Origin of the sequence: Delftia sp. GW456-R20 (genome assembly GCF_001622915.1) — a bacterium.
Classification (GTDB): Bacteria; Pseudomonadota; Gammaproteobacteria; order Burkholderiales; family Burkholderiaceae_C; genus Comamonas; species Comamonas acidovorans.
On the sequence record NZ_LWCN01000004.1, the window covers coordinates 1,050,760 to 1,069,763 of the forward strand.

Consider the following 19,004-nt stretch of genomic DNA (forward strand, 5'->3'; position numbering starts at 1 on the left):
CTGGCTCCTGCAGGGGGTGGATGGGAAGGTGTCTCAGAGCGCGCTACCTGCTACCTGCTGCGGGCAGCGGCGTCGTAGTCGCTGTAGCGGCGCTGCTTGGCGATGTGGTCGGCCACGAACTTGGCGTCATGCCACACGCCCCAGATGAAGGACGAGCCACGGCGCGACAGCCAGGGCAGGCCCAGGAAGTAGATGCCGGGCTCGTGGCCCACGCCGCGGTGGTGGCGCGGCTTGCCGCCGGGCTCGAAGCTGTCCACCTGCAGCCAGCTGAAATCCACCCTGTAGCCCGTGGCCCAGATGATGGAGGTGATGCCTGCGGCGGCCAGGTCGAGTTCGCGCAGGGGCTGGGTCACGCACTCCGGATCGGGCAGGCGCCTGCGCGCCTCGGGCTCCTCGGGCAGGTCCAGGCCGTTGCGGCGGATGTAGTCGTCGGCCGCATCCAGCATGGCCAGGTAGTTGGCGTCGCCGTTGGCGATGTTCTCGGCCAGGTCGTCCCGGAAGCGCACCCGGCCATCGGCGAAGGACTCGGTCAGCCCCACCAGGGTGATGCCCTGGTGTCCCAGCGCGCGAAAGTCCACGGTGTGGCCCCCGCGCGCGCCGCTGACGGCAATGGTCACATGCTCGCGGCCGGGCTTGGCAATGGCCGCATCCCATTCGCCCAGCACGCCCAGCCACCAGCAGAAATCACGGCCGCGATAGGCACGCGGCGGCCGGTCATGGGCGCCTACCGAGAGAAACACCTTGCGGCCCGCGCGCTGCAGTTCATCGGCAATCTGCACGCCCGAGGAGCCTGCGCCCACCACCAGCACGGCGCCTTCGGGCAGCTGCGCGGGGCGGTGGTAGTGCGCGGAATGGATCTGCAGCAGGCCGCCATCGGCGGGCGCAGCCGGCGCTATCGGCGGGATCACCGGCACCTGGAACGGCCCCGTGGCCGCGATCACGTTGCGGGCCTCGATCACGCCCTCGGACGTTTCCACCGTGAAGCCCGGCCGGCCCTGGTTGCGCGTGACCCGCCTGACCTCCACGCCGGTGCGCACGGGCGCCTTGATCTGGCGGACATAGTCCTCGAAGTAGTCGGCCACCTCGTCCTTGCCGGGAAAGCCGTCGCGGTCGCCCTTGAACTCCAGGCCCGGAAAGCGGTCATGCCAGGCCGGCCCGTTGGCCACCAGCGAGTCCCAGCGCCCCGTGCGCCAGGCCTGGGCGATGCGCTGGCGCTCCAGCACCAGGTGCTCTACGCCAAGCTGGCTCAGGTGTTCGCTGGCCGCAATGCCGGCCTGCCCGGCGCCGACCACGAGCGTGTTGATGGTTTGAATGTCAGCTGTCATGGTGTGGGTCTCTCAGGAAAAAAAGGCGCAGGCCGTCCCGCATCGGCGCGGTGCCGACTGCCTTGGTGTGGTCCGCAACAAAAAAGGGAAGGAGGTGAAGGCCGCCCGTGCGGCGCTACAGGTACAGGTGCTTCACCACGTCGTTGGCCAGCAGCTCGCTGGCCGTGCCCGAGGCCACCAGCTGGCCCTTGAGCAGCAGATAGCCGGTGTGGGCGATGGACAGCGCCGCCTCGGCGTTCTGCTCGATGAGCAGCACGGTGATGCCTTGGCTGTGGATGCGCTGCACCGTCTCGAAGTACTCCTCGATGAGCTTGGGCGACAGGCCCAGCGTGGGCTCGTCCATCACCACCAGGCGCGGCTCGCCCATGAGCACGCGGCCCAGCGCCACCATGGCCTGCTCGCCGCCGGACAGGGTTCCGGCCGCCTGCGTCAAGCGCTCGCCCACCCGGGGGAACAGGGCCACCACGCGCTCCAGCGCCTGGGCAAAGCCCTGCTGCGGGCGCAGCGCGTCGTGGCCGATCTTCAGGTTCTCCTGCACGGTCAGCTCGGCAAACAGGCGCCGGCCTTCGGGCACGAAGCCCACGCCCAGGCCGGCCAGGTCTTCGGTGCGCATGCGCGCCAGCGGCTGGCCCATGACGCGGATGGCGCCGTGGTGCACGGGCAGCAGGCCCGCAATCGCCTTGAAGGTGGTGGTCTTGCCCGCGCCGTTGGGGCCCAGCAGGCAGACGATGCTGTGCTCGGGCACCTGCAGCGAGACCTGGTTGAGCATGTTCACCACGCCATAGCGTGTGCTGATGGAGTCCAGTTCAAGCATGGCTGGCCTTTCTGCCCAGATAGGCTTCCTGCACGCGCGGCAGCCGGCGCACCGCCTCGAAGCTGTCGTCGCCGATCTTGCGTCCGTAGTCCAGCACCATCACGCGGTGCGGCAAGGTGGCGATGAGCCGCATGTCGTGCTCGATGATGATGAAGCCCAGCGCCGGATTGCCTTCGCGCAGGCGCTGGATGTCGGCGATCAGCGCATCCGTGTCGCGGTCGTCCATGCCGCTGGAGGGCTCGTCCAGCAGCACGATGCGGGGCTCGGCGGCCAGGGCGCGCGCAATCTCCAGGCGGCGGCGGTCGGCCTGCGGCAGGCTGCTGGCCAGCACGTTGCGGCGCTGGTGCAGGTCGCTGGACACGCTTTGCAGCAGCGCGCAGGCGCGCTCGGCGCAGCGCTTCATCTCGGCGCGCGAGACGGCCGGGCGCAGCAGCGCGGTGAGCACGCCGCAGCGGGTGCGCGAGTGCATGCCGATGATCACGTTGTCCAGCACGCTCAGCGAGCCGAACAGCCGGCTGGTCTGGAAGGTGCGCGCAATGCCGGCGCCCGCGATGTCGTGCGCGGCCATGCCCTTGAGCGAGCGGCCTTGCAGCAGCACCTCGCCCTCGGTGGGCTGGTAGATGCCGGTCAGCAGGTTCAGCAAGGTGGACTTGCCCGCGCCGTTGGGCCCGATGATGCCCAGCACCTCGCCCGCCGCCAGGTGGATGTCCACGCCCTGCACCGCCGTCAGGCCGCCGAAGCGCATGGTCAGGCCACGCCCCTCCAGGACCAGCGGACCTGCGGGCGCGGCATGGTGGTTGGGATGGGAATCAATGCTCATGGTTGCGCACCCGTTGGGGGAAGATGCCGCGCGGGCGGATGATGAGGAAGGCGATCACCACCAGGCCGTAGAACAGGATGCGGTAGTCGGAAAACGCCCGCAGCTTCTCCGGCAGCATGGTCAGCAGGAAGGCGCCGACGATCACGCCCAGCGTGTTGTCCATGCCGCCTGCGATCACCAGCGTCATGATGGTCACGGACACCAGGAAGGTGAAGTTGTCCGGCGAGATGAAGCTCACATAGAACGCATACACCGTGCCCGCAAAGCCCGCCAGGAAGGCATCCACCGCAAAGGCCTTGACCTTGAACCAGGTGACGTTGATGCCGCAGGCGCGCGCGGCGATCTCGTCGTCGCGCAGGGCATTCCAGGCCAAGCCCACGCGCGAGCTGTGCAGGCGCTGCGCCGAGACGATGGCCAGCCCCAGCAGGGCGACGGCCACGTAGTAGAAGTTGGCCTGTCCCGGCAGGCTGTGGCCCCACAGCGTGATGGGGTCGTTGAACGAATGCCCGAACAATGTGGGCGAAGGAATGCCCACCAGGCCGTTGGCGCCGCCCGTCCACTCCAGGTTCATCAGCAGCTGGTGCACGACGATGCCGAAGGCGATCGTCACCAGCGCCTGGTAGCTGTCGCGGGTGCGCATGGACGGCAGGCCCAGCAAAAAGCCGAAGACCGTGGCCACGGCGGCGGCCACCAGCAGGCAGATCCAGAAGCTCACGCCGAAGTGGATGGCCAGCAGGGCCGACGCATAGGCGCCGATGCCGTAGGACGCGCCGGTGGCGAAGTTCGGTATGTTGGCGCTGCCCAGCTGGAAGTTCAGCGCCAGCGCCAGCACCGCGTACAGGCAGGCGATGATCATCAGGTGCATGGCGTAGCTGTCACCGCCCAGCACCCACGGAAAGACCAGGGCCAGCACCACGCCCGTGCCCACGGCTAGCGGCCTGCACTGGCCGAAGGCAGCCACGATGCGGTCTTCCACCGCCGGGCGTTTCTGCACCGCGACCAGGGCCACGGCAAAGCAGGCCAGCAACGCCAGCACCGTGATCCAGCTTTCGGCCAGCAGGAACTGGCGCAGCAGCACGGCGCCCGCCAGGGCCACGCCCAGCACGATGGCGGCAGAGCCCGCACTCCGTGGAGCCGCCCGCGGCGGCGCCTGTATCGTCGTTGTCTGCATCACACCTTCTCCATTTTCTGAACGCCGAACAGGCCGGCGGGGCGAAAGATCAGCACCAGGATCACCAGGGCGAACACGAACACCAGCCGGTACGAGGTGCCATTGGGCACATAGCCCTGCACGATGGTCTCGATGGCCGCAATCAGCAGGCTGCCGACAATGGCGCCCCCCAGCCGCCCCAGGCCGCCGACCACCGCGGCGGAAAAGCCGATCAGCCCCGCCTGCACGCCGAAGTCAAAGCGCACCACGCCCGCATAGCTGGCCAGGAAGATGCCGCCCACCGCACCGGTGGCCGAGGCAATGAAGAAGGTGTTGCGAAACACCGGCCCCGGCGCAATGGAGAACAGCCGCGCGGTTTCGCGGTCCTGCGACACGGCGCGTATGCGCATGCCCATGGGCGTGTGGTGCAGCACATAGAGCAGCACGCCCACCAGCGCCACCGCCACCAGCACCGAGACCACGCTGATCAGGGGCAGCGGCCCGAACGGGGTGGGAACGGCCCCCTGCGCAATCGCCGGGAACGCGTGCGGATTGCTGCCCTGCGGGTACAGGTGGCGGATCAGCTCGCGGATCACGATGCCCAGCGCCACCGTGGCCACCAGCGGCATCATGGCCGGCGCATTGCGAAAGCGGCTGATCACCAGCCGGTCCAGGGCGACGCCCAGCCCTCCCACGGCCGCAATGGCCACCAGGCAGGCCAGGCCCAGCACCAGCCAGGGGGCCGAGCCGCCCAGCGCGGCGGCCAGGGCCTGCACGGCCGCCAGGGCGATGAAGGGGGCGACCATGGCCACGTCGCCATGGGAAAAGTGAATCACCTGCAGCACGCCAAACAACAGGCTGAAACCCAGGGCAAGCAGGCTGTAGATGCAGCCCAGGGTCAGCCAGTTGATGAGTTGCTGGAACAGCGCGTCATGCATCGATAGGATTCCTCTTGTGTCGGGTTCGGCCGGTTTGGCGGGGCTTCGCTTGTCTCCATGTCACGCAACCATTGAAGCAAGAAACCGCGCAAAACCTGCGTCGCTTTTGCCGAGGCGCTGCTTCGGAAAACGCGATCCAGTCCCGGGCAGGTGCGGCGATACATTGATCCGGCGGCGTTGCCAGACAGCGCCGGCCAGCCCGCCATGCACCGTGGCGCCCCGCCGCCCCGGCCTCCCCGGGCCGCCATGGCTGCCCCTCGTCTTCACCTGAACAGGACCGATCGACCATGCAAGCCCCTACGACAACCACCGCCCTCCTGCCATCGCGCCGGCGCCTTGCCGCATCCGCCCTGGCGCTGGCCACCGCCACGCTGGCCTGCGGCGCGGCCTGGTCCCAGTCCACCGTGAAGCTGGGCTTCATCGGCCCCGTCAGCGGCGGCAACGCACAGCAGGGCCTGGGGGCGAAGAACGGCTTCCTGCTGGCCATCGACCAGTGGAATGCCACGGCCGGCGTGCCGTTCAAGGTGGAGGGCGTGGTGCTGGACGATGCCTCCGACCCGCAGACCGGCGTGTCCGCCGCGCTCAAGCTGGTCAACGACCGCGACGTGGTGGGCGCCATAGGCCACTGGAACAGCCCCGTGGCCCTGGCCACGCTGCCGGTGTTCAACCGCGTGCAGATGCCCTTCATCGTCTGGGGCGCCATCGGCCCCAAGATCACCGACCAGAACTTCGCCAACACCACGCGCGTGACGCCCACCCTGGTCAACGAGAACAAGCCCCTGGCCACCTGGGCCGCCACGGGCCTGGGCGCAAGAAAGATCGCCATCATTGCCGACACCAGCGACTACGGCCGCGCCAACCTGGCCTCGTTCGGCAGCTTCTACAAGGCAGAAAAAGGCAGCGTGGTGGCCGAGGAAAGCTACCCCGTGGGCACGACGGATTTCCGCTCCATCCTCACCAAGATCAAGAGCCTGAACCCCGACGCGGTCTACTTCGGCGGCGTGATCACCGAGGCCGGCATCGTGCGCAAGCAGATGGCCGAGCTGGGCATGAAGCAGCCCATGCTGGGCATCAGCGGCATCTTCGATCCGCAGCTCATCCAGATCGCCGGCCCGGCTGCGGACGGCACCATCGTCGGCACGCCCAAATCGCAGACCAACCCCCGGCTGGACGCCATGAGCCGCGCCTATGCCGCCAAGGGCTATGCCGACTCCGAGAGCCCGTACACCAAGTACGCCTACGACGCCACCGGCATCCTTTTGCAATCGCTCAAGACGGCCGGCACCAAGGACCGGCAGGCCGTGGCCAAGGCCATCCGCGCCATACGCTACGACGGCGTGACCGGTACCGTGACCTTCGACGCCAACGGCCAGACGCAGGTGCCCGTGGAGCTGCAGCTGCACGAGGTCAAAGACGGCAAGTGGGCCAGCCGCTGATGATCAGGACAGGCAGCCAGTACCGCGACTCCATCCGCGATGGCCGGCGGGTCTGGATGAACGGCGAGCGCGTCAAGGACGTGACCACCCACCCCATGTTCAAGCCGCTGGTGGACATCCGCGCGCGCATGTACGACCTGCAGCACGAGGCCGCGCTGCGCGACGCGCTCACCTACGACGAAGGCGACGGCGAGCGCCACCCCATCGCCCACAAGCTGCCGCTGACGCGCCAGGACTGGTGGGACAAGCGCCGCGCCACCGACCTGCTGCTGGAGGACATGGGCGGCGTGGTCATGCGCGTGGGCGACGAGAGCGTGGGCGAGATGTGGTCGCTGTTCGATGGCCAGGACGTGCTCAACGAGCTGGACCCGCGCTTTTCCGCCAACATCCGCACCCACATCCGCCGCGTGGTGCGTGGCGACCTGTTCCACGTATCGGCCAACACCGACCCCAAGGGCGACCGCTCGCGCCTGCCGCAGGACCAGGACCCCGACGTGCTGCTGCATGTGGTGAAAGAGACCGATGCAGGCGTCATCGTGCGCGGCGCCAAGTACGAGACCGCTGCCGCCTATGCCAACCAGGCCTTCACCAAGCCGGGGCTGGCGCACTGGGGCGACGCGGCGCAGTCCGAATACGCCATAGGCTTCATCTGCGACCTGGGCGCGCCCGGCCTGCGCTTCATATGCCGCCCGGGCCTGGCCGCCCGCGCATCGGCCCAGGACCATCCGTTGAGCCATCGCTTCGACGAAGTGGACGCCATCGTGGTCTTCGACGACGTGCTGGTTCCCTGGGAGAACGTGCTGTTCTACCGTCACACCCGGGCCGCCCATTTCCTGCGCGAGACGCTGCACCGCTACTCGGCCTTCACCTTCCTGCAGCGCAGCCTCAAGCTGGCCGACATGCTGATAGGCACGGCCCTGCACAACGCGCGCCAGACCGGCGTGGAGAAGCTGCAGGCCGTGCAGGACAGGCTGGCCGGCCTGGCCTGCTACCGCGAAGGCATCAACGCCCACCTCACGGCCGCCATCGCGCTGGCCGAGCGCAGCCCGGCCGGGCTGATGATGCCCAACCAGTCGCTGCTGTTCACCGGAAGGTCGCTGGCCACCGGCCAGCTGCACCACATGATGAACACCGTGCGCGAGCTGTGCGGCGGCCAGGTCTGCCTGACGCCGGACCACGCCAGCTTCGAGAACGAGGACACCGGCCCCTGGCTGCGCAAGTTCTACACCCTCGGCCCGCAATGGCAGGCCGACGACCGCCGCAGGCTGCTGGCCTATGCGCGCGACCTGCTCGACTCGGACCACGCCGGCCACCGGCTCAGCTTCCAGCTGTTTGCACAATGCCCGCCCTACGCCCAGACGGCGGCCGTGTACCGACACTTCAACTGGGATGCGCCGCTGGACTTCGTGGGCAAGTCCGCCGGCCTGTCGGACCGCGTGAAGGCCACGCAGGCGCCGGCCCAGGGCGACGGGGCGGTGGCGCAATGGTTTCGCAATCACAACGCCAGCGACTGAAGGCTGCCGGGGCCCGACCGCCGCACAATGCAGGCGCCTTGCGGGAAGGGCCTCTTGCAGCGCGGCCCGCCGCTTGGTCAACTACGCGGCAGGTCACCCTGGCCGCCCTCCCCCTCTCCACCTCTTGCACACCGTGCTGACACGACTGACCTTCAGACAATTGGAATACTGCGTGGCAGCGGGCGAGTTCGGCAGCATTGCCGAGGCCGCCAACCGCATCCACGTCTCGCCCTCGTCCATCTCATCGGCCATCACCCAGGTGGAGGCCGAGCTGCAGGTGCCGCTGTTCGTGCGCCACCATGCGCAAGGCCTGTCCGTCACGCCCGCAGGCGCCGAGGTCCTGCGGGAGATCCGCGGCCTGCTCGACCAGGCCATGGCCTTGTACGACGTGGCCAGCAGCGCGCAAAGCCAGGTGCGCGGCCCCGTGCGCGTGGGCTGCTTCACCACGCTGGCGGCCATGGTCGCCCCCGAGCTGTGCCAGGGATTCGCGCGCGCCCACCCCAAGGCCACGGTCACCCAGATCGAGGACCACCAGGAAGGCCTGATCCACAAGCTGCGCACCGCGCAGATCGATGTCGCCATCACCTACGACCTGCTGGTGGCCGAATCGGACATCTGCTTCGAGCCCCTGGCCCAGCTGCCGCCCATGGTCATCGTCAGCGAACTCAATCCGCTGGCCAACCACCGCTCCACCACGCTGGAGGCGCTGGCCCAGCTCCCCATGGTCCTGCTGGACCTGCCCCTGAGCCGTGAATACTTCATGTCGCTGTTCCGCGAAGCCGGCGTCTCACCCCTGATCGCGGCCCGCAGCGCCAGCCCCGACGTGGTGCGCTCCCTGGTCGCCAACGACGTGGGCTACTCCCTGGTCAACGTGCGCCCGCGCAACTCCCACGCGCTGGACGGCAAGAAGATCGTCAACCTGCACCTGAACGGCAACCACCGCCCCATGAAACTGGGCCTGGCCTGGGCCCGCGAACAAAAGCCCCGCCACGTGGTGGAAGCCTTCATGCACCGCTGCCGCAGCTTCATCTCCAATGAATACATTCCGGGGATGACGGCGCCTGGGCGCGGGGAGGCGAACTGAGCGGCGCGCAGACCGAATCAGGGAGCCTGTCAGGCCGTGCTCTTGCGCACCTCGTAATGCAGCACCGCCATGCCCTCGCCAATCTGCCGAACCGACAGCAGGCGCAGCACCGGATGCAGCACCCGGCGCGGAAACAGCGGCTTGCCCCGGCCCAGCGTGGCCGAGCCCACGCTCAGGATCATCTCGTCCAGCAGGCCCGCGTCGTAGAACTGGCCCACTAGGGCCTGTTCACACTAATGTGGGGATCGCGTTGCCCGGCTGTGGGGCCGTATGCAAGGCGCACGTGCGCAGCAAGGCCCCTGCCTTGCAAGCGCGTGCAACGCCGCAGACGGCCCCACAGCCGGGCAACCCGAAGGGAAGCTGCCTGCCAGCCCGCCACTCGGCGTTGCGCTCCTTGTGCGTGTGAGCACACGCACGGCGTCGCGCGCCTTGATTGGCGGGCTGGCAGGCAGCTTCGCGACCCCACATTAGTGTGAACAGGCCCTTAGTCCCCGCCCCCCATGATCCAGAGATTGCGCCCACCGGCCGCCGCCTGCATCTGCGCATGCACGGCACGCACATCACCGCTGACAAACCGGATATCGGCACCCGGGATACCAGGCAGCGTGCGGCTGGAAAACACCCAGGCTGGCTGCGTATAGGGCCATGCCGCCCCGGTCTCCTGCGCCACCGTCTCCGCGTGGCGCAGCATCCATTCGTAGGTGGCGGACCCCATGGCCAGCGCGCCCACGCCGGCAATGAACTCCGGGTAGCCCGTGGCCTGCATGTCGCCCAGCGGGAACAGCCAGTCCAGGGAGTCGTCCTCGGTGGCAAGGAATCCGTCGAGTGAGGTGGCGGCGAAGTATTGGGTCTTCATGGGGGAGATGGTAGCCAGGCAGGCGCGGCAAGGCCATCCGCCCGGGGGTTGTGCGGGCTGCGCCCTGACCTCATCGTCAAATTTCTTTTGAAACCGCCTTCAGTCCTGCGGGTCTTTTTCAATTGAAACGCCCAGGTCAACATCGCTCCATGCCCAGACGACTTGCGAACCGGATTTCCGCCACCGCCCCAACACCTGCACAGCTCCGCCAAAGAACCGCATGACCACCGCCTCCACGCCCCTGTTTAGCCCCCTGCAGCTCGGCCCGCTCAGCCTGCCCAACCGCATGGTGATGGCCCCCATGACGCGCAGCCGCACCAGCCAGCCAGGCGACGTGCCCAATGCATTGATGGCCACCTACTACGCACAACGCGCCAGCGCCGGCCTGATCGTCTCGGAAGCCACCCAGATCTCCCGCCAGGGCCAAGGCTACAGCTTCACCCCCGGCATCTATTCAGAGGCGCAGGTGGACGGTTGGCGCCGCGTCACGGACGCGGTGCATGCCGCCGGCGGGCGCATGGTGCTGCAGCTGTGGCACGTTGGCCGCATGTCGCATGCCAGCTTTCACGCCGATGGCCTGCCGGTCGCGCCTTCGGCGCTGTCGCCCCAAGCCCAGGTCTGGGTGGTCGGCGACGACGGTGTCGGCCGCATGGTCGACTGCCCCGTACCGCGCGCACTGAGCGCACAGGACATCCAGGACGTGATCGGTGACTTCCGCAGGGGCGCGGCCAATGCGATGCGTGCCGGTTTCGATGGCGTGGAAATCCACGGCGGCAACGGCTACCTGATCGATCAGTTCCTGCGCACCACCTCCAACCACCGCACCGACGCCTACGGCGGCGGCATCGCCCAGCGCACGCGCTTCGCCGAAGAGGTCGCGGCCGCCGTGGCGGGCGAGGTCGGGGCCGAGCGCACCGGCATTCGCCTGGCGCCCTTCATCACGCAGCGCAACATGAACTGCCCGCAGATCATCGAGACCATCCTGCATCTGGCCAGCAGGCTCGACGAGATCGGCCTGGCCTACATCCACCTGTCGGAAGCCGACTGGGACGATGCGCCCGAGATTCCGCAGGACTTCCGCCACGCGCTGCGCCGCGCCTACCAGGGCAAGGTGATCGTTGCGGGCAAGTACGACGCGGAGCGCGCCCAAGCCATCCTGCACGAGGGCCTCGCAGACCTCGTCGCCTTCGGCCGCCCCTTCATTGCCAACCCGGACCTGCCGGCACGCTACGCCGCCCGGGCGCCGCTGGCCGCATTCGATCCGAAGGCCCTGTTTGGCGGTGACGCGCGCGGCTACTCGGACTACGCAGCCCTCGCCACTGCCTGAAACCCTCCTTGCTCGCCCTCCTTGCTATCCCCTCTTCCTCAACCTTTGAAAGCACGACCATGAAAGCCGTTGGATACCAGAAACCCCAGGCCATCAGCCAACCCGAATCGCTGATCGACATCACCCTGCCCGATCCCGTGGCCACGGGCCGCGACCTGCTGGTCGAAGTCAGGGCCGTGTCCGTCAATCCGGTGGACACCAAGGTGCGCGCCAGCGGCGCGCCCGCCGAGGGGCAAACGCACAAGGTGCTGGGCTGGGATGCCAGCGGCATCGTCAAGGCCGTGGGCCCCGAAGTCACGCTGTTCAAGCCGGGCGACCGCGTCTGGTACGCCGGCTCCATTGCGCGCCCCGGCACGAACAGCGAACTGCACCTGGTGGACGAGCGCATCGTGGGCCACGCGCCCAGGTCGCTGGACTTCGCACAGGCTGCGGCCCTGCCCCTGACCGCCATCACCGCGTGGGAGATGCTGTTCGACCGCCTGGGCATCGCGCCGGGCAAGCACCCCAGCCACAAGACACTGCTCATCATCGGCGCCTCCGGCGGCGTGGGCTCCATCCTCACGCAGCTGGCCACGCGGCTGACCAGCCTTACCGTCATCGGCACCGCATCGCGGCCCGAGACGCAGGCCTGGGTCAAGGAGCTCGGCGCCCACCACGTGATCGATCACAGCCAGCCGATTGCCGACGAACTCAAGCGCATCGGCTTTCCCACGGTGGACCACATCGTGAGCCTCACGCAGACCGACCTGCACTTCGCACAGATCGTCGAGGCGATCGCGCCCCAGGGAAAATTCGGCCTGATCGACGATCCCGCGTCGCTGGACATCACCAAGCTCAAGCGCAAGTCGGTGTCGGTGCACTGGGAATTGATGTTCACCCGCGCCCTGTTCGGCACCGACGACATGATCGGCCAGCACCGCCTGCTCAACGAGGTTGCCGCACTGGTCGATGCCGGCCTGATCCGCACCACGCTGGCCGAGCGCTTCGGCAGCATCAACGCAGACAACCTCAAGCGCGCCCATGCCCTGATCGAGTCGGGCAAGGCGCGCGGCAAGGTGGTGCTGGAGAACTGGGGCTGAGCCATGAAGACAGAGACCATTTTCAACCTGGCCATCCTTGAAGCGAAGGCCGGCCAGCACGACCAGCTGCGCGACGCCCTGCGCGCTCTGGTGCCATTCACCCGGCAGGAGGCCGGATGCCTGGACTACACGCTGTTCGAGCTGGCGGACACCCCCGGCACCTTCTACATGCGGGAGTCATTCAGGGACCAGGCAGCGCTGGATGCGCACTTCAGCATGCCGTACTTCAAGGCGTTCGAGAAACGCTTCGACGAACTGCTGGCAAGCCCCTTGCAGCTGGTGGGCCTGAAGGAAGTGCCCTGACGGGCGGTAGAGATCCGGGCGGTACACATCCGGGCGGTACGGACCCGGCCGACGACTAGCGCGCGGCTGCAACGCGCCGCCCCCACGCTGGCGGCAGCGTGGGGGTTGCCGCCGACAGCTGGTCCCATACGTACTGGGCGGCAAAGCCGTGGTGACGGCTGCGTGAGCGCACCAGGCAGGCTTGCCGGCCCAGATTTCTTTCGGCCAACGGGACTGCGTCCTGCACGTCCAGGCTCATTGCCGCAGCACCGTTGAGCAGCGCAACCATGCCGTTTTCACGGGCGGCATGCACCAGGTCCTCCAGCGTATCGGACTCCAGATGCACGCCCGGCTTCAGCCCCTGCGCCGCAAAGGCGTTGTCAAGCTGGCGCCGCATGGCGTATTCGCTTGGCAGCAAGGCCAGGGGGTGGTTCGCGACCTCGCTGAGCTCCAGCAGGCGTCGCCGCCGGCGGGGCTTCAATCCGACGGCCACCACCGGCTCGTCGAAGCAGGCCAGGATCTCCAGATCGGCATGCGGCTCCGGGTCGAAGCTGACGGCGAGATCGAAATCGCCGCGCAACACGCCCTCCACCAAGGCCTGTGCGGTGCGCCTGCGCAGTGCGATCGCCAGCTGCGGCCACTGCGCCTGGGCACTGCGCACGACGGGCAGTACCCAGCATCCAGCGTAGGACTGCACCAGGCCGATGCGCACCAGGCCCGCCACGGTGCTCGCACGCGCCTGCACATCGCGCAGCGCCGCCTGCAGCTCACTGAGGCAGGCCGACACCCGGCGGTCGAGCTCATGTCCGGAGGCCGTGGCAACGGCGCGCCCGCTCGCACGGTCGAACAGCTGCACGTCCAGGGTCGATTCCAGCAAGGCGATCTGCTCCGACAGCGCCGCCTGCGAGATCGAGGCATCGCGCGATGCCGCACTGAAGCTGTGCGCCCGCATCGCCGATACGAAGTAGCGCAACTGGCGCAATGAGACGAGATCGAGGGGGTCGCGGCTGCGTGCGGACATGGCCATCGGATTATCCGATAGGCGCGGCCAGAAAATGCGAATTGCGAAGAAACAAGGGCCTGCCGACACTACGGCCACGAGACAACTCTGGTCACGAAAGCACCGATGAAACGACGCAACTTCCTTCAGTACGCCAGCACGGCGACGGCCATTTCAGCCTTGGGCGCAAGCCCCTCGGCGCGCGCGCAGGCATTCCCTTCCAAGCCCATCCGCATCATCTGCCCCTATCCGGCAGGTGCGACCACCGATGCCGTCTCCCGCCTGATGGCGAACGCCTTGCAGTCGGACAGCGGCAGCACGGTGATCGTCGACAACCGCAGCGGTGCGGGCGGCAACATCGGCACGGAGGCGGCAGCACGCGCCGAGGCCGACGGCTACACGCTGCTGCTGGGCGCACTCGGCCCCATGGCCGCGAACCCGGCGCTGTACTCCAGGCTCAACTTCGATCCGGCCAAGGACTTCACACCGCTGGCATGGGCCGCCTCGGTGCCGTTGATCTGGGCCGTGCATCCCTCCTTCCCGGCGGCCACGGCCAAGGAGGCGCTTGAATGGCTGCGCAAGAACCCGGGCAAGTTCTCCTACGCATCCGCCGGCAACGGCACGCCGCAGCACCTGGCGGGAGAACTCGTCAAGCGCCAGACCGGCACCTCGATCCTGCACATTCCCTACCGCGGCTCCGCACCTGCACTCAACGACGTGCTGGGCGGCACGGTGCAGATGGTGTTCGAAGCCACGCCGGCCATCCTGCAGCATGTGCAAAGCGGGCGCCTGAAGGCGCTGGCCGTGACGTCCGCCAGGCGCATTCCCGCGCTGCCCGGCGTGCCCACGCTCAAGGAATCGGGCGTGGACGCCGAGATCAGCGGCTGGTACGGCTTCCTCGCGCCCGCCGCGACCCCGGCCGACCGCAAGGCCTGGCTGATCAAGCACATGGGCGCGGCGCTGGCGACCAAGGCCACGCAGGACAGGCTGGCCGAACTCGGCTCGGTGCCCATCGACAACTCGCCCCAGGCATTCGCACGCCTGCTGGACAGCGAGCGGGCACGCTGGCAGACGCTGATCCGCGAAGTCGGCATCAAGCTCGACTGAAGGTGCAGCCCCATGCCGCACATCGCCATCGAGGTATCGCCATCGTTGCTCCCGTCCATCCAGTGGGAGCCGGTCCTGCACGCCATGCACCTTGCGCTGGCCGAGCGCGGATGGGCACGGCTCGCGGACCTGAAGTCGCGCGTGGCCCCCATCGCCGTCGGACTGTGCGGCGACGACCCCCACGCGCAGCAACTCATCGCCACCCTGACGCTGACCAACCCGCGCCCGCCGCAGATGTGCTCGGCCATGGCCGAGGCCGTGTTCGAGCATCTCTCGCGCGCCGTCGACGCGCACCCGGAGTCAGCGGCGTGGGTGCAGTGCTGCGTGTTCCTGCAGGAGCACCCGAAGTCGCACTACCTCAAGCGGCAATGGAACGCACCGCCGCCCGCTCCCTCAACTCCATGACAACGGGAAAAGCGCCATGTGTTGCGACTGGCGGCTGGCCGCTGGCCGCTGGCCGCTGATCGCGCGCTGCCGGCTCAGGCCGCCAGGCCTGCAGCCAGTTGCCGCACGGTCCGGGCACTGGCGCCCTTGCCGGTGATGGCCACCGCCGGAGGATGGGCCAGCATGCGCTCGAAGACCTTGCGCACTTCCTCGCCCCCGATGCCATCGATCATCGCCAGCGTTTCGGCCACGGACGTCACGCTGCCATGGGCAAAGAGGTCCTCGACAGCCCGCTCCATGGTGGCGTAGGTCCGCTCGCCCGCGCGCACCCGCGAGACCGCCAGCTGGTTCTTGGCCCGCTCCAGATGCACGGGGTCGATGCCGGCAGCCTGGGCGCGCAGCAGGCCGCCTGTCGCGGCCACCAGCGCTTCGAGCTTGTCCGGCGTCGTGACGGCATGCACGATGAAATTGGCCCACACGTCACCGCCCTCCATCGCCGCATAGGCCGTATAGGCCAGTCCGAGCCGTTCACGCACGGTATCGACCAGGGGCGACGACATCCCCTCGCCCAGCAGATGGGCCGCCAGCGAGGCCACAAGACGCGCACGCTGCGGATGCTCGCCCTGCAACTGCTCGAACACCAGGGGATAGGCCAGGTTCACGAACACCTGGGACACCTGCGTGAAACGTTGCGCCAGGGCCTGCCCCACATACTTTGCGGGCTGAGGGGGCAGCGCCACAGCCGGATTGGCGGAAGCAGGCATGCCGGCGAACAGCTGCGCCGCCTGCTCCAGCCAGGCCGGCACATCGAAGTTTCCGGCCGCGACGACGACGGTCTTTTCTCCCACGTAATGGGACTGCACATGGCGCACCAGATCCTGCCGGGTGAAGCCTTCGATATTGGCCACCGTGCCGATCACCGGCATGCCCATGGGGTCGTCGCCCCAGATGGCGCGGTCCAGCAGATCGCCAGCGCTGTCCTCCGGGTCCTCTTCGTACTCGATGGCCTCCTGCCGGATCACCTGCAGCTCCCTTTGCAGCTCATGCTCGGGAAACACGCTGTTCAGCACGATGTCCGCAATCATTCCCAGCAAGGCCTGCGCATGCCAGCCCAGGCCGGTCATGAAATAGCCGGTGATGTCCTTGCCGGTGAAGGCGTTGACCTCCGCGCCCAGCCGCTCCGCATCCAGGTTGATCTCCTGCACGGAACGCGTGTGCGTGCCCTTGAACGCCATGTGTTCCAGCACATGGCTGATGCCGTTGCTGGTGGAGGTCTCGTCGCGGGAGCCCACGCGCAGGAACACACCCACGCTGACGCTCTGCAGGTGCGGCATGGGCAGCGCCAGCAGCCGCACTCCATTCGCAAGAGTGCGCAGGGCCATGGCAGGCCGCTCCAGTTCGGTTGCCGCCAGGGGCTTTTCTTGAATCATGGGCTATTGTCGTCGCGCTCCAGAGGATGCGCAGGGCAGCCCTCTTCAGCCCTCTTTCATGTGCCTGTGATCAAAGCTGCGGGGAGCTCGGCCGCAGCCCATGCGCCACCAGCAGACAGCATGGCGGACAAGGTCTGGGACCCTGCGCGTTACCCCTCAAACCAGCTGGATCTCTGTCGCGAGGCACGATGGGAGCATTTCTCATTTCCATACAAACAAACATGCTGACCATTGATTTCGATGACTTCAAATTCGATATCGTGCCGACTTCTCGTTCCATCGAGGAAGATGGCGTCCCTTATAGGGACTGGTTGACCCTCAATGTAAAAATCACGGACGGTAATTTTTCGGGCAGTGTTCAGTGGTTGACAATGCCAGCCGAAATCAAAAAATTCCAGCAAGACCTTTCACAGGCCTATGAATCATTGGTAGCGGGCAATTTTGATATTGACCCTATCCAACTCTCGGGGATCGAGCCTCAATTTCTGCTTGCCATCGGGGTGGCGAACGCATGGGGCCACCTGTTCGCGCAATACACCATGAAGGACTCCCCGGACGGCCCCGAGCTCAAAGGCTCGTTCGGATTGGATCAGAGCTTCCTTCCCGAATGGATTCGTGACCTGGATGAATTGCTGGAATTCCGCGGCCATTAAGAGCCGATAGCACAAATTACCCAGAGCTCATCACAAGCTCAAAAATTTCATGCATTTGGGCCCAGATAATTCCAGCCATGCCAAAGTCAGAAACAAAAAAGCCCGCATTGACGCGGGCTTGATGCGGAAATACGGCCGGACGACCCCGGCCGTTTCCTATTGCGCAATCATTCCCACTCAATCGTCGCCGGCGGCTTCGTCGACACGTCGTAGGTCACGCGGTTGATGCCGCGCACTTCGTTGATGATCCGGCCAGACACCTTCTTGAGCAGGCCGTACGGCAGCTCGGCCCAGTCGGCGGTCATGAAGTCGCTGGTCTGCACGGCGCGCAGGGCCACGACGTAGTCGTAGGTGCGGCCGTCGCCCATGACGCCCACGCTCTTGACGGGCAGGAAGACGGTGAAGGCCTGGCTGGTGAGGTCGTACCAGTTCTTGCCGGTGGCTTCGTCGGTCCAGTTGCGCAGTTCCTCGATGAAGATGGCGTCGGCGCGGCGCAGCAGGTCGGCGTATTCCTTCTTGACTTCACCCAGGATGCGAACGCCCAGGCCCGGGCCCGGGAAGGGGTGGCGGTAGACCATTTCACGCGGCAGGCCCAGGGCCACGCCGAGTTCGCGCACTTCGTCCTTGAACAGGTCCCGCAGGGGCTCGAGCAGCTTCAGGCCCAGTTGTTCGGGCAGGCCGCCGACGTTGTGGTGGCTCTTGATGGTGACGGCCTTCTTGCTCTTGGCACCGCCCGACTCGATGACGTCGGGGTAGATGGTGCCCTGGGCCAGGAAGGTGGCGCCCTTGTGGCCACCGTCGCCTGCCTTGAGCTTGGCGGCCTCGGCCTTGAACACGTCCACGAACAGGCCGCCGATGATCTTGCGCTTGGCCTCGGGTTCGCTGACGCCGGCCAGCTTGCCCAGGAACAGGTCGCTGGCGTCCACGCGGATGACCTTGGCGTGCAGCTTGCCTTCGAACATTTCCATGACCATGTCGCCTTCGTTCAGGCGCAGCAGGCCGTGGTCCACGAAGACGCAGGTCAGCTGGTCGCCGATGGCGCGGTGGATCAGGGCCGCGGCCACGGACGAATCCACGCCGCCCGACAGGCCGAGGATGACTTCCTCGTCACCCACCTGCTCGCGGATCTTGGCGACGGCTTCCTCAATGTAGTCGCCCATGATCCAGTCGGCATTCGCCGCGCAGATCTCGCGCACGAAGCGGTTGAGCAGGGCCGCGCCCTGCACGGTGTGCGTGACTTCGGGGTGGAACTGGACGGCGTAGAAGCGGCGCGCCTCGTCGGCCATGCCGGCGATGGGGCAGGACGGCGTGGAGGCCATGACCTTGAAGCCCGGGGGCAGCTCGGTGACCTTGTCGCCGTGGCTCATCCAGACCTTGAGCATGCCGTGGCCATCGGCCGTGGCGAAGTCCTCGATGCCCTTGAGCAGTTCGGTGTGGCCATGGGCGCGCACTTCGGCGTAGCCGAATTCGCGGGTGTGCGAGCCTTCGACCTTGCCGCCCAGCTGGGTGGCCATGGTCTGCATGCCGTAGCAGATGCCCAGCACGGGAATGCCCAGCTCGAACACGGCGTCGGGGGCGCGGTCGTCCACTTCGTAGACGCTGGCGTGGCTGCCCGACAGGATCACGCCCTTGAGGCGGCCGTCGGCGGCGAATTCGCGCACCCAGTCACTGCTCACGTCGCAGGGGTGGACTTCGCAGTAGACATGGGCTTCGCGCACGCGGCGGGCGATCAGCTGGGTGACTTGGGAGCCGAAGTCAAGAATGAGGATCTTGTCGTGTTGCATGGTCATCTCAGGCAAAGGTGA

18 protein-coding genes and 1 pseudogene are annotated in these 19,004 nt (G+C 67.2%); 9 read left to right on the plus strand and 10 right to left on the minus strand.

The window, feature by feature from the left end:
• Positions 1 to 50 precede the first annotated feature (50 nt).
• The 5 genes from A4F85_RS10085 to A4F85_RS10105 all read right to left on the minus strand — a co-directional run bounded on the left by A4F85_RS10085 (position 51) and on the right by A4F85_RS10105 (position 5,047).
• Positions 51 to 1,325, minus strand: coding sequence for a flavin-containing monooxygenase (locus tag A4F85_RS10085; protein WP_063326503.1), 1,275 nt, complete (start codon positions 1,323 to 1,325; stop codon positions 51 to 53).
• A 115-nt stretch (positions 1,326 to 1,440) separates the two neighbouring features.
• The gene (locus A4F85_RS10090) at positions 1,441 to 2,139 is read right to left on the minus strand and encodes an ABC transporter ATP-binding protein (protein ID WP_013802990.1); all 699 of its coding nucleotides are present in this window, start codon (positions 2,137 to 2,139) and stop codon (positions 1,441 to 1,443) included.
• Positions 2,132 to 2,959 carry an ABC transporter ATP-binding protein gene (locus tag A4F85_RS10095; protein WP_063326504.1) on the minus strand — a complete coding sequence of 276 codons (828 nt, stop codon included), beginning with the start codon at positions 2,957 to 2,959 and terminating at the stop codon, positions 2,132 to 2,134. Before A4F85_RS10095 ends, A4F85_RS10090 begins: the two co-directional genes overlap by 8 nt.
• The gene (locus tag A4F85_RS10100) at positions 2,949 to 4,130 is read right to left on the minus strand and encodes a branched-chain amino acid ABC transporter permease (protein ID WP_063326505.1); all 1,182 of its coding nucleotides are present in this window, start codon (positions 4,128 to 4,130) and stop codon (positions 2,949 to 2,951) included. Before A4F85_RS10100 ends, A4F85_RS10095 begins: the two co-directional genes overlap by 11 nt.
• Positions 4,130 to 5,047, minus strand: coding sequence for a branched-chain amino acid ABC transporter permease (locus tag A4F85_RS10105; protein WP_063326506.1), 918 nt, complete (start codon positions 5,045 to 5,047; stop codon positions 4,130 to 4,132). Before A4F85_RS10105 ends, A4F85_RS10100 begins: the two co-directional genes overlap by 1 nt.
• A 287-nt stretch (positions 5,048 to 5,334) precedes the next feature.
• Here A4F85_RS10105 and A4F85_RS10110 point away from each other — a divergent pair, with 287 nt between their 5' ends.
• The 3 genes from A4F85_RS10110 to A4F85_RS10120 all read left to right on the plus strand — a co-directional run bounded on the left by A4F85_RS10110 (position 5,335) and on the right by A4F85_RS10120 (position 9,081).
• Entirely contained in the window at positions 5,335 to 6,483 is a 1,149-nt protein-coding gene (locus tag A4F85_RS10110; protein WP_063326507.1) for a branched-chain amino acid ABC transporter substrate-binding protein, read from the plus strand.
• On the plus strand, positions 6,483 to 7,997 hold the full coding sequence (locus A4F85_RS10115; protein WP_063327951.1) for a 4-hydroxyphenylacetate 3-hydroxylase family protein: 1,515 nt from the start codon (positions 6,483 to 6,485) through the stop codon (positions 7,995 to 7,997). Before A4F85_RS10110 ends, A4F85_RS10115 begins: the two co-directional genes overlap by 1 nt.
• A 133-nt stretch (positions 7,998 to 8,130) precedes the next feature.
• The gene (locus A4F85_RS10120) at positions 8,131 to 9,081 is read left to right on the plus strand and encodes a LysR family transcriptional regulator (protein WP_034398359.1); all 951 of its coding nucleotides are present in this window, start codon (positions 8,131 to 8,133) and stop codon (positions 9,079 to 9,081) included.
• Between the two features lie 29 nt (positions 9,082 to 9,110).
• On the opposite strand, the gene A4F85_RS10125 is transcribed toward A4F85_RS10120, so the two are convergent.
• A complete protein-coding gene (locus tag A4F85_RS10125) occupies positions 9,111 to 9,299 on the minus strand; it encodes a dihydrofolate reductase family protein (protein ID WP_063326508.1) in 189 nt (62 codons plus the stop codon).
• Between the two features lie 269 nt (positions 9,300 to 9,568).
• Positions 9,569 to 9,937: pseudogene (locus tag A4F85_RS10130) on the minus strand (dihydrofolate reductase family protein); the annotation flags it as partial.
• 220 nt (positions 9,938 to 10,157) lie between these two features.
• Here A4F85_RS10130 and A4F85_RS10135 point away from each other — a divergent pair.
• From A4F85_RS10135 to A4F85_RS10145, 3 genes are read left to right on the plus strand one after another with little or no spacing between them, the layout of a single operon-like run.
• Positions 10,158 to 11,264 carry an alkene reductase gene (locus A4F85_RS10135; protein ID WP_063326509.1) on the plus strand — a complete coding sequence of 369 codons (1,107 nt, stop codon included), beginning with the start codon at positions 10,158 to 10,160 and terminating at the stop codon, positions 11,262 to 11,264.
• A 59-nt stretch (positions 11,265 to 11,323) separates the two neighbouring features.
• Entirely contained in the window at positions 11,324 to 12,343 is a 1,020-nt protein-coding gene (locus A4F85_RS10140; protein WP_047470751.1) for a zinc-binding alcohol dehydrogenase family protein, read from the plus strand.
• Between the two features lie 3 nt (positions 12,344 to 12,346).
• Positions 12,347 to 12,646 (plus strand): putative quinol monooxygenase, encoded by a 300-nt coding sequence (locus A4F85_RS10145; RefSeq protein ID WP_063326510.1) that lies wholly within the window; start codon positions 12,347 to 12,349, stop codon positions 12,644 to 12,646.
• Positions 12,647 to 12,701: 55 nt separating this feature from the next.
• Here A4F85_RS10145 and A4F85_RS10150 read toward each other — a convergent pair whose 3' ends face one another.
• Complete coding sequence (locus A4F85_RS10150) at positions 12,702 to 13,646, minus strand: LysR family transcriptional regulator (RefSeq protein WP_231890519.1); 945 nt, start codon at positions 13,644 to 13,646, stop codon at positions 12,702 to 12,704.
• 105 nt (positions 13,647 to 13,751) lie between these two features.
• Between A4F85_RS10150 and A4F85_RS10155 the strand changes: the two genes are divergently transcribed.
• On the plus strand, positions 13,752 to 14,732 hold the full coding sequence (locus tag A4F85_RS10155) for a Bug family tripartite tricarboxylate transporter substrate binding protein (protein WP_063326512.1): 981 nt from the start codon (positions 13,752 to 13,754) through the stop codon (positions 14,730 to 14,732).
• Positions 14,733 to 14,744: 12 nt separating this feature from the next.
• Entirely contained in the window at positions 14,745 to 15,137 is a 393-nt protein-coding gene (locus tag A4F85_RS10160; protein WP_063326513.1) for a 5-carboxymethyl-2-hydroxymuconate Delta-isomerase, read from the plus strand.
• Positions 15,138 to 15,211: 74 nt separating this feature from the next.
• On the opposite strand, the gene A4F85_RS10165 is transcribed toward A4F85_RS10160, so the two are convergent.
• The gene (locus A4F85_RS10165) at positions 15,212 to 16,498 is read right to left on the minus strand and encodes a M16 family metallopeptidase (RefSeq protein ID WP_063327952.1); all 1,287 of its coding nucleotides are present in this window, start codon (positions 16,496 to 16,498) and stop codon (positions 15,212 to 15,214) included.
• Positions 16,499 to 16,734: 236 nt separating this feature from the next.
• Here A4F85_RS10165 and A4F85_RS10170 point away from each other — a divergent pair, with 236 nt between their 5' ends.
• A complete protein-coding gene (locus tag A4F85_RS10170) occupies positions 16,735 to 17,199 on the plus strand; it encodes a WapI family immunity protein (RefSeq protein ID WP_442856596.1) in 465 nt (154 codons plus the stop codon).
• A 167-nt stretch (positions 17,200 to 17,366) separates the two neighbouring features.
• On the opposite strand, the gene guaA is transcribed toward A4F85_RS10170, so the two are convergent.
• Positions 17,367 to 18,983 carry a glutamine-hydrolyzing GMP synthase gene (guaA, locus tag A4F85_RS10175; protein ID WP_013803019.1) on the minus strand — a complete coding sequence of 539 codons (1,617 nt, stop codon included), beginning with the start codon at positions 18,981 to 18,983 and terminating at the stop codon, positions 17,367 to 17,369.
• Positions 18,984 to 19,004: the final 21 nt, after the last annotated feature.

What these genes read in the sequence shown, in the direction of transcription:
- A4F85_RS10100 (WP_063326505.1), bottom strand. Translation starts at nt 4,130, where the DNA reads ATGCAGACAACGACGATACAGGCGCCGCCGCGGGCGGCTCCACGGAGT.
- A4F85_RS10170 (WP_442856596.1), top strand. Translation starts at nt 16,735, where the DNA reads ATGGGAGCATTTCTCATTTCCATACAAACAAACATGCTGACCATTGAT.
- guaA (WP_013803019.1), bottom strand. Translation starts at nt 18,983, where the DNA reads ATGCAACACGACAAGATCCTCATTCTTGACTTCGGCTCCCAAGTCACC.
- A4F85_RS10145 (WP_063326510.1), top strand. Translation starts at nt 12,347, where the DNA reads ATGAAGACAGAGACCATTTTCAACCTGGCCATCCTTGAAGCGAAGGCC.
- A4F85_RS10105 (WP_063326506.1), bottom strand. Translation starts at nt 5,047, where the DNA reads ATGCATGACGCGCTGTTCCAGCAACTCATCAACTGGCTGACCCTGGGC.
- A4F85_RS10150 (WP_231890519.1), bottom strand. Translation starts at nt 13,646, where the DNA reads ATGTCCGCACGCAGCCGCGACCCCCTCGATCTCGTCTCATTGCGCCAG.
- A4F85_RS10095 (WP_063326504.1), bottom strand. Translation starts at nt 2,959, where the DNA reads ATGAGCATTGATTCCCATCCCAACCACCATGCCGCGCCCGCAGGTCCG.
- A4F85_RS10155 (WP_063326512.1), top strand. Translation starts at nt 13,752, where the DNA reads ATGAAACGACGCAACTTCCTTCAGTACGCCAGCACGGCGACGGCCATT.
- A4F85_RS10160 (WP_063326513.1), top strand. Translation starts at nt 14,745, where the DNA reads ATGCCGCACATCGCCATCGAGGTATCGCCATCGTTGCTCCCGTCCATC.
- A4F85_RS10135 (WP_063326509.1), top strand. Translation starts at nt 10,158, where the DNA reads ATGACCACCGCCTCCACGCCCCTGTTTAGCCCCCTGCAGCTCGGCCCG.
- A4F85_RS10115 (WP_063327951.1), top strand. Translation starts at nt 6,483, where the DNA reads ATGATCAGGACAGGCAGCCAGTACCGCGACTCCATCCGCGATGGCCGG.
- A4F85_RS10090 (WP_013802990.1), bottom strand. Translation starts at nt 2,139, where the DNA reads ATGCTTGAACTGGACTCCATCAGCACACGCTATGGCGTGGTGAACATG.
- A4F85_RS10140 (WP_047470751.1), top strand. Translation starts at nt 11,324, where the DNA reads ATGAAAGCCGTTGGATACCAGAAACCCCAGGCCATCAGCCAACCCGAA.
- A4F85_RS10165 (WP_063327952.1), bottom strand. Translation starts at nt 16,498, where the DNA reads ATGGCCCTGCGCACTCTTGCGAATGGAGTGCGGCTGCTGGCGCTGCCC.
- A4F85_RS10085 (WP_063326503.1), bottom strand. Translation starts at nt 1,325, where the DNA reads ATGACAGCTGACATTCAAACCATCAACACGCTCGTGGTCGGCGCCGGG.
- A4F85_RS10110 (WP_063326507.1), top strand. Translation starts at nt 5,335, where the DNA reads ATGCAAGCCCCTACGACAACCACCGCCCTCCTGCCATCGCGCCGGCGC.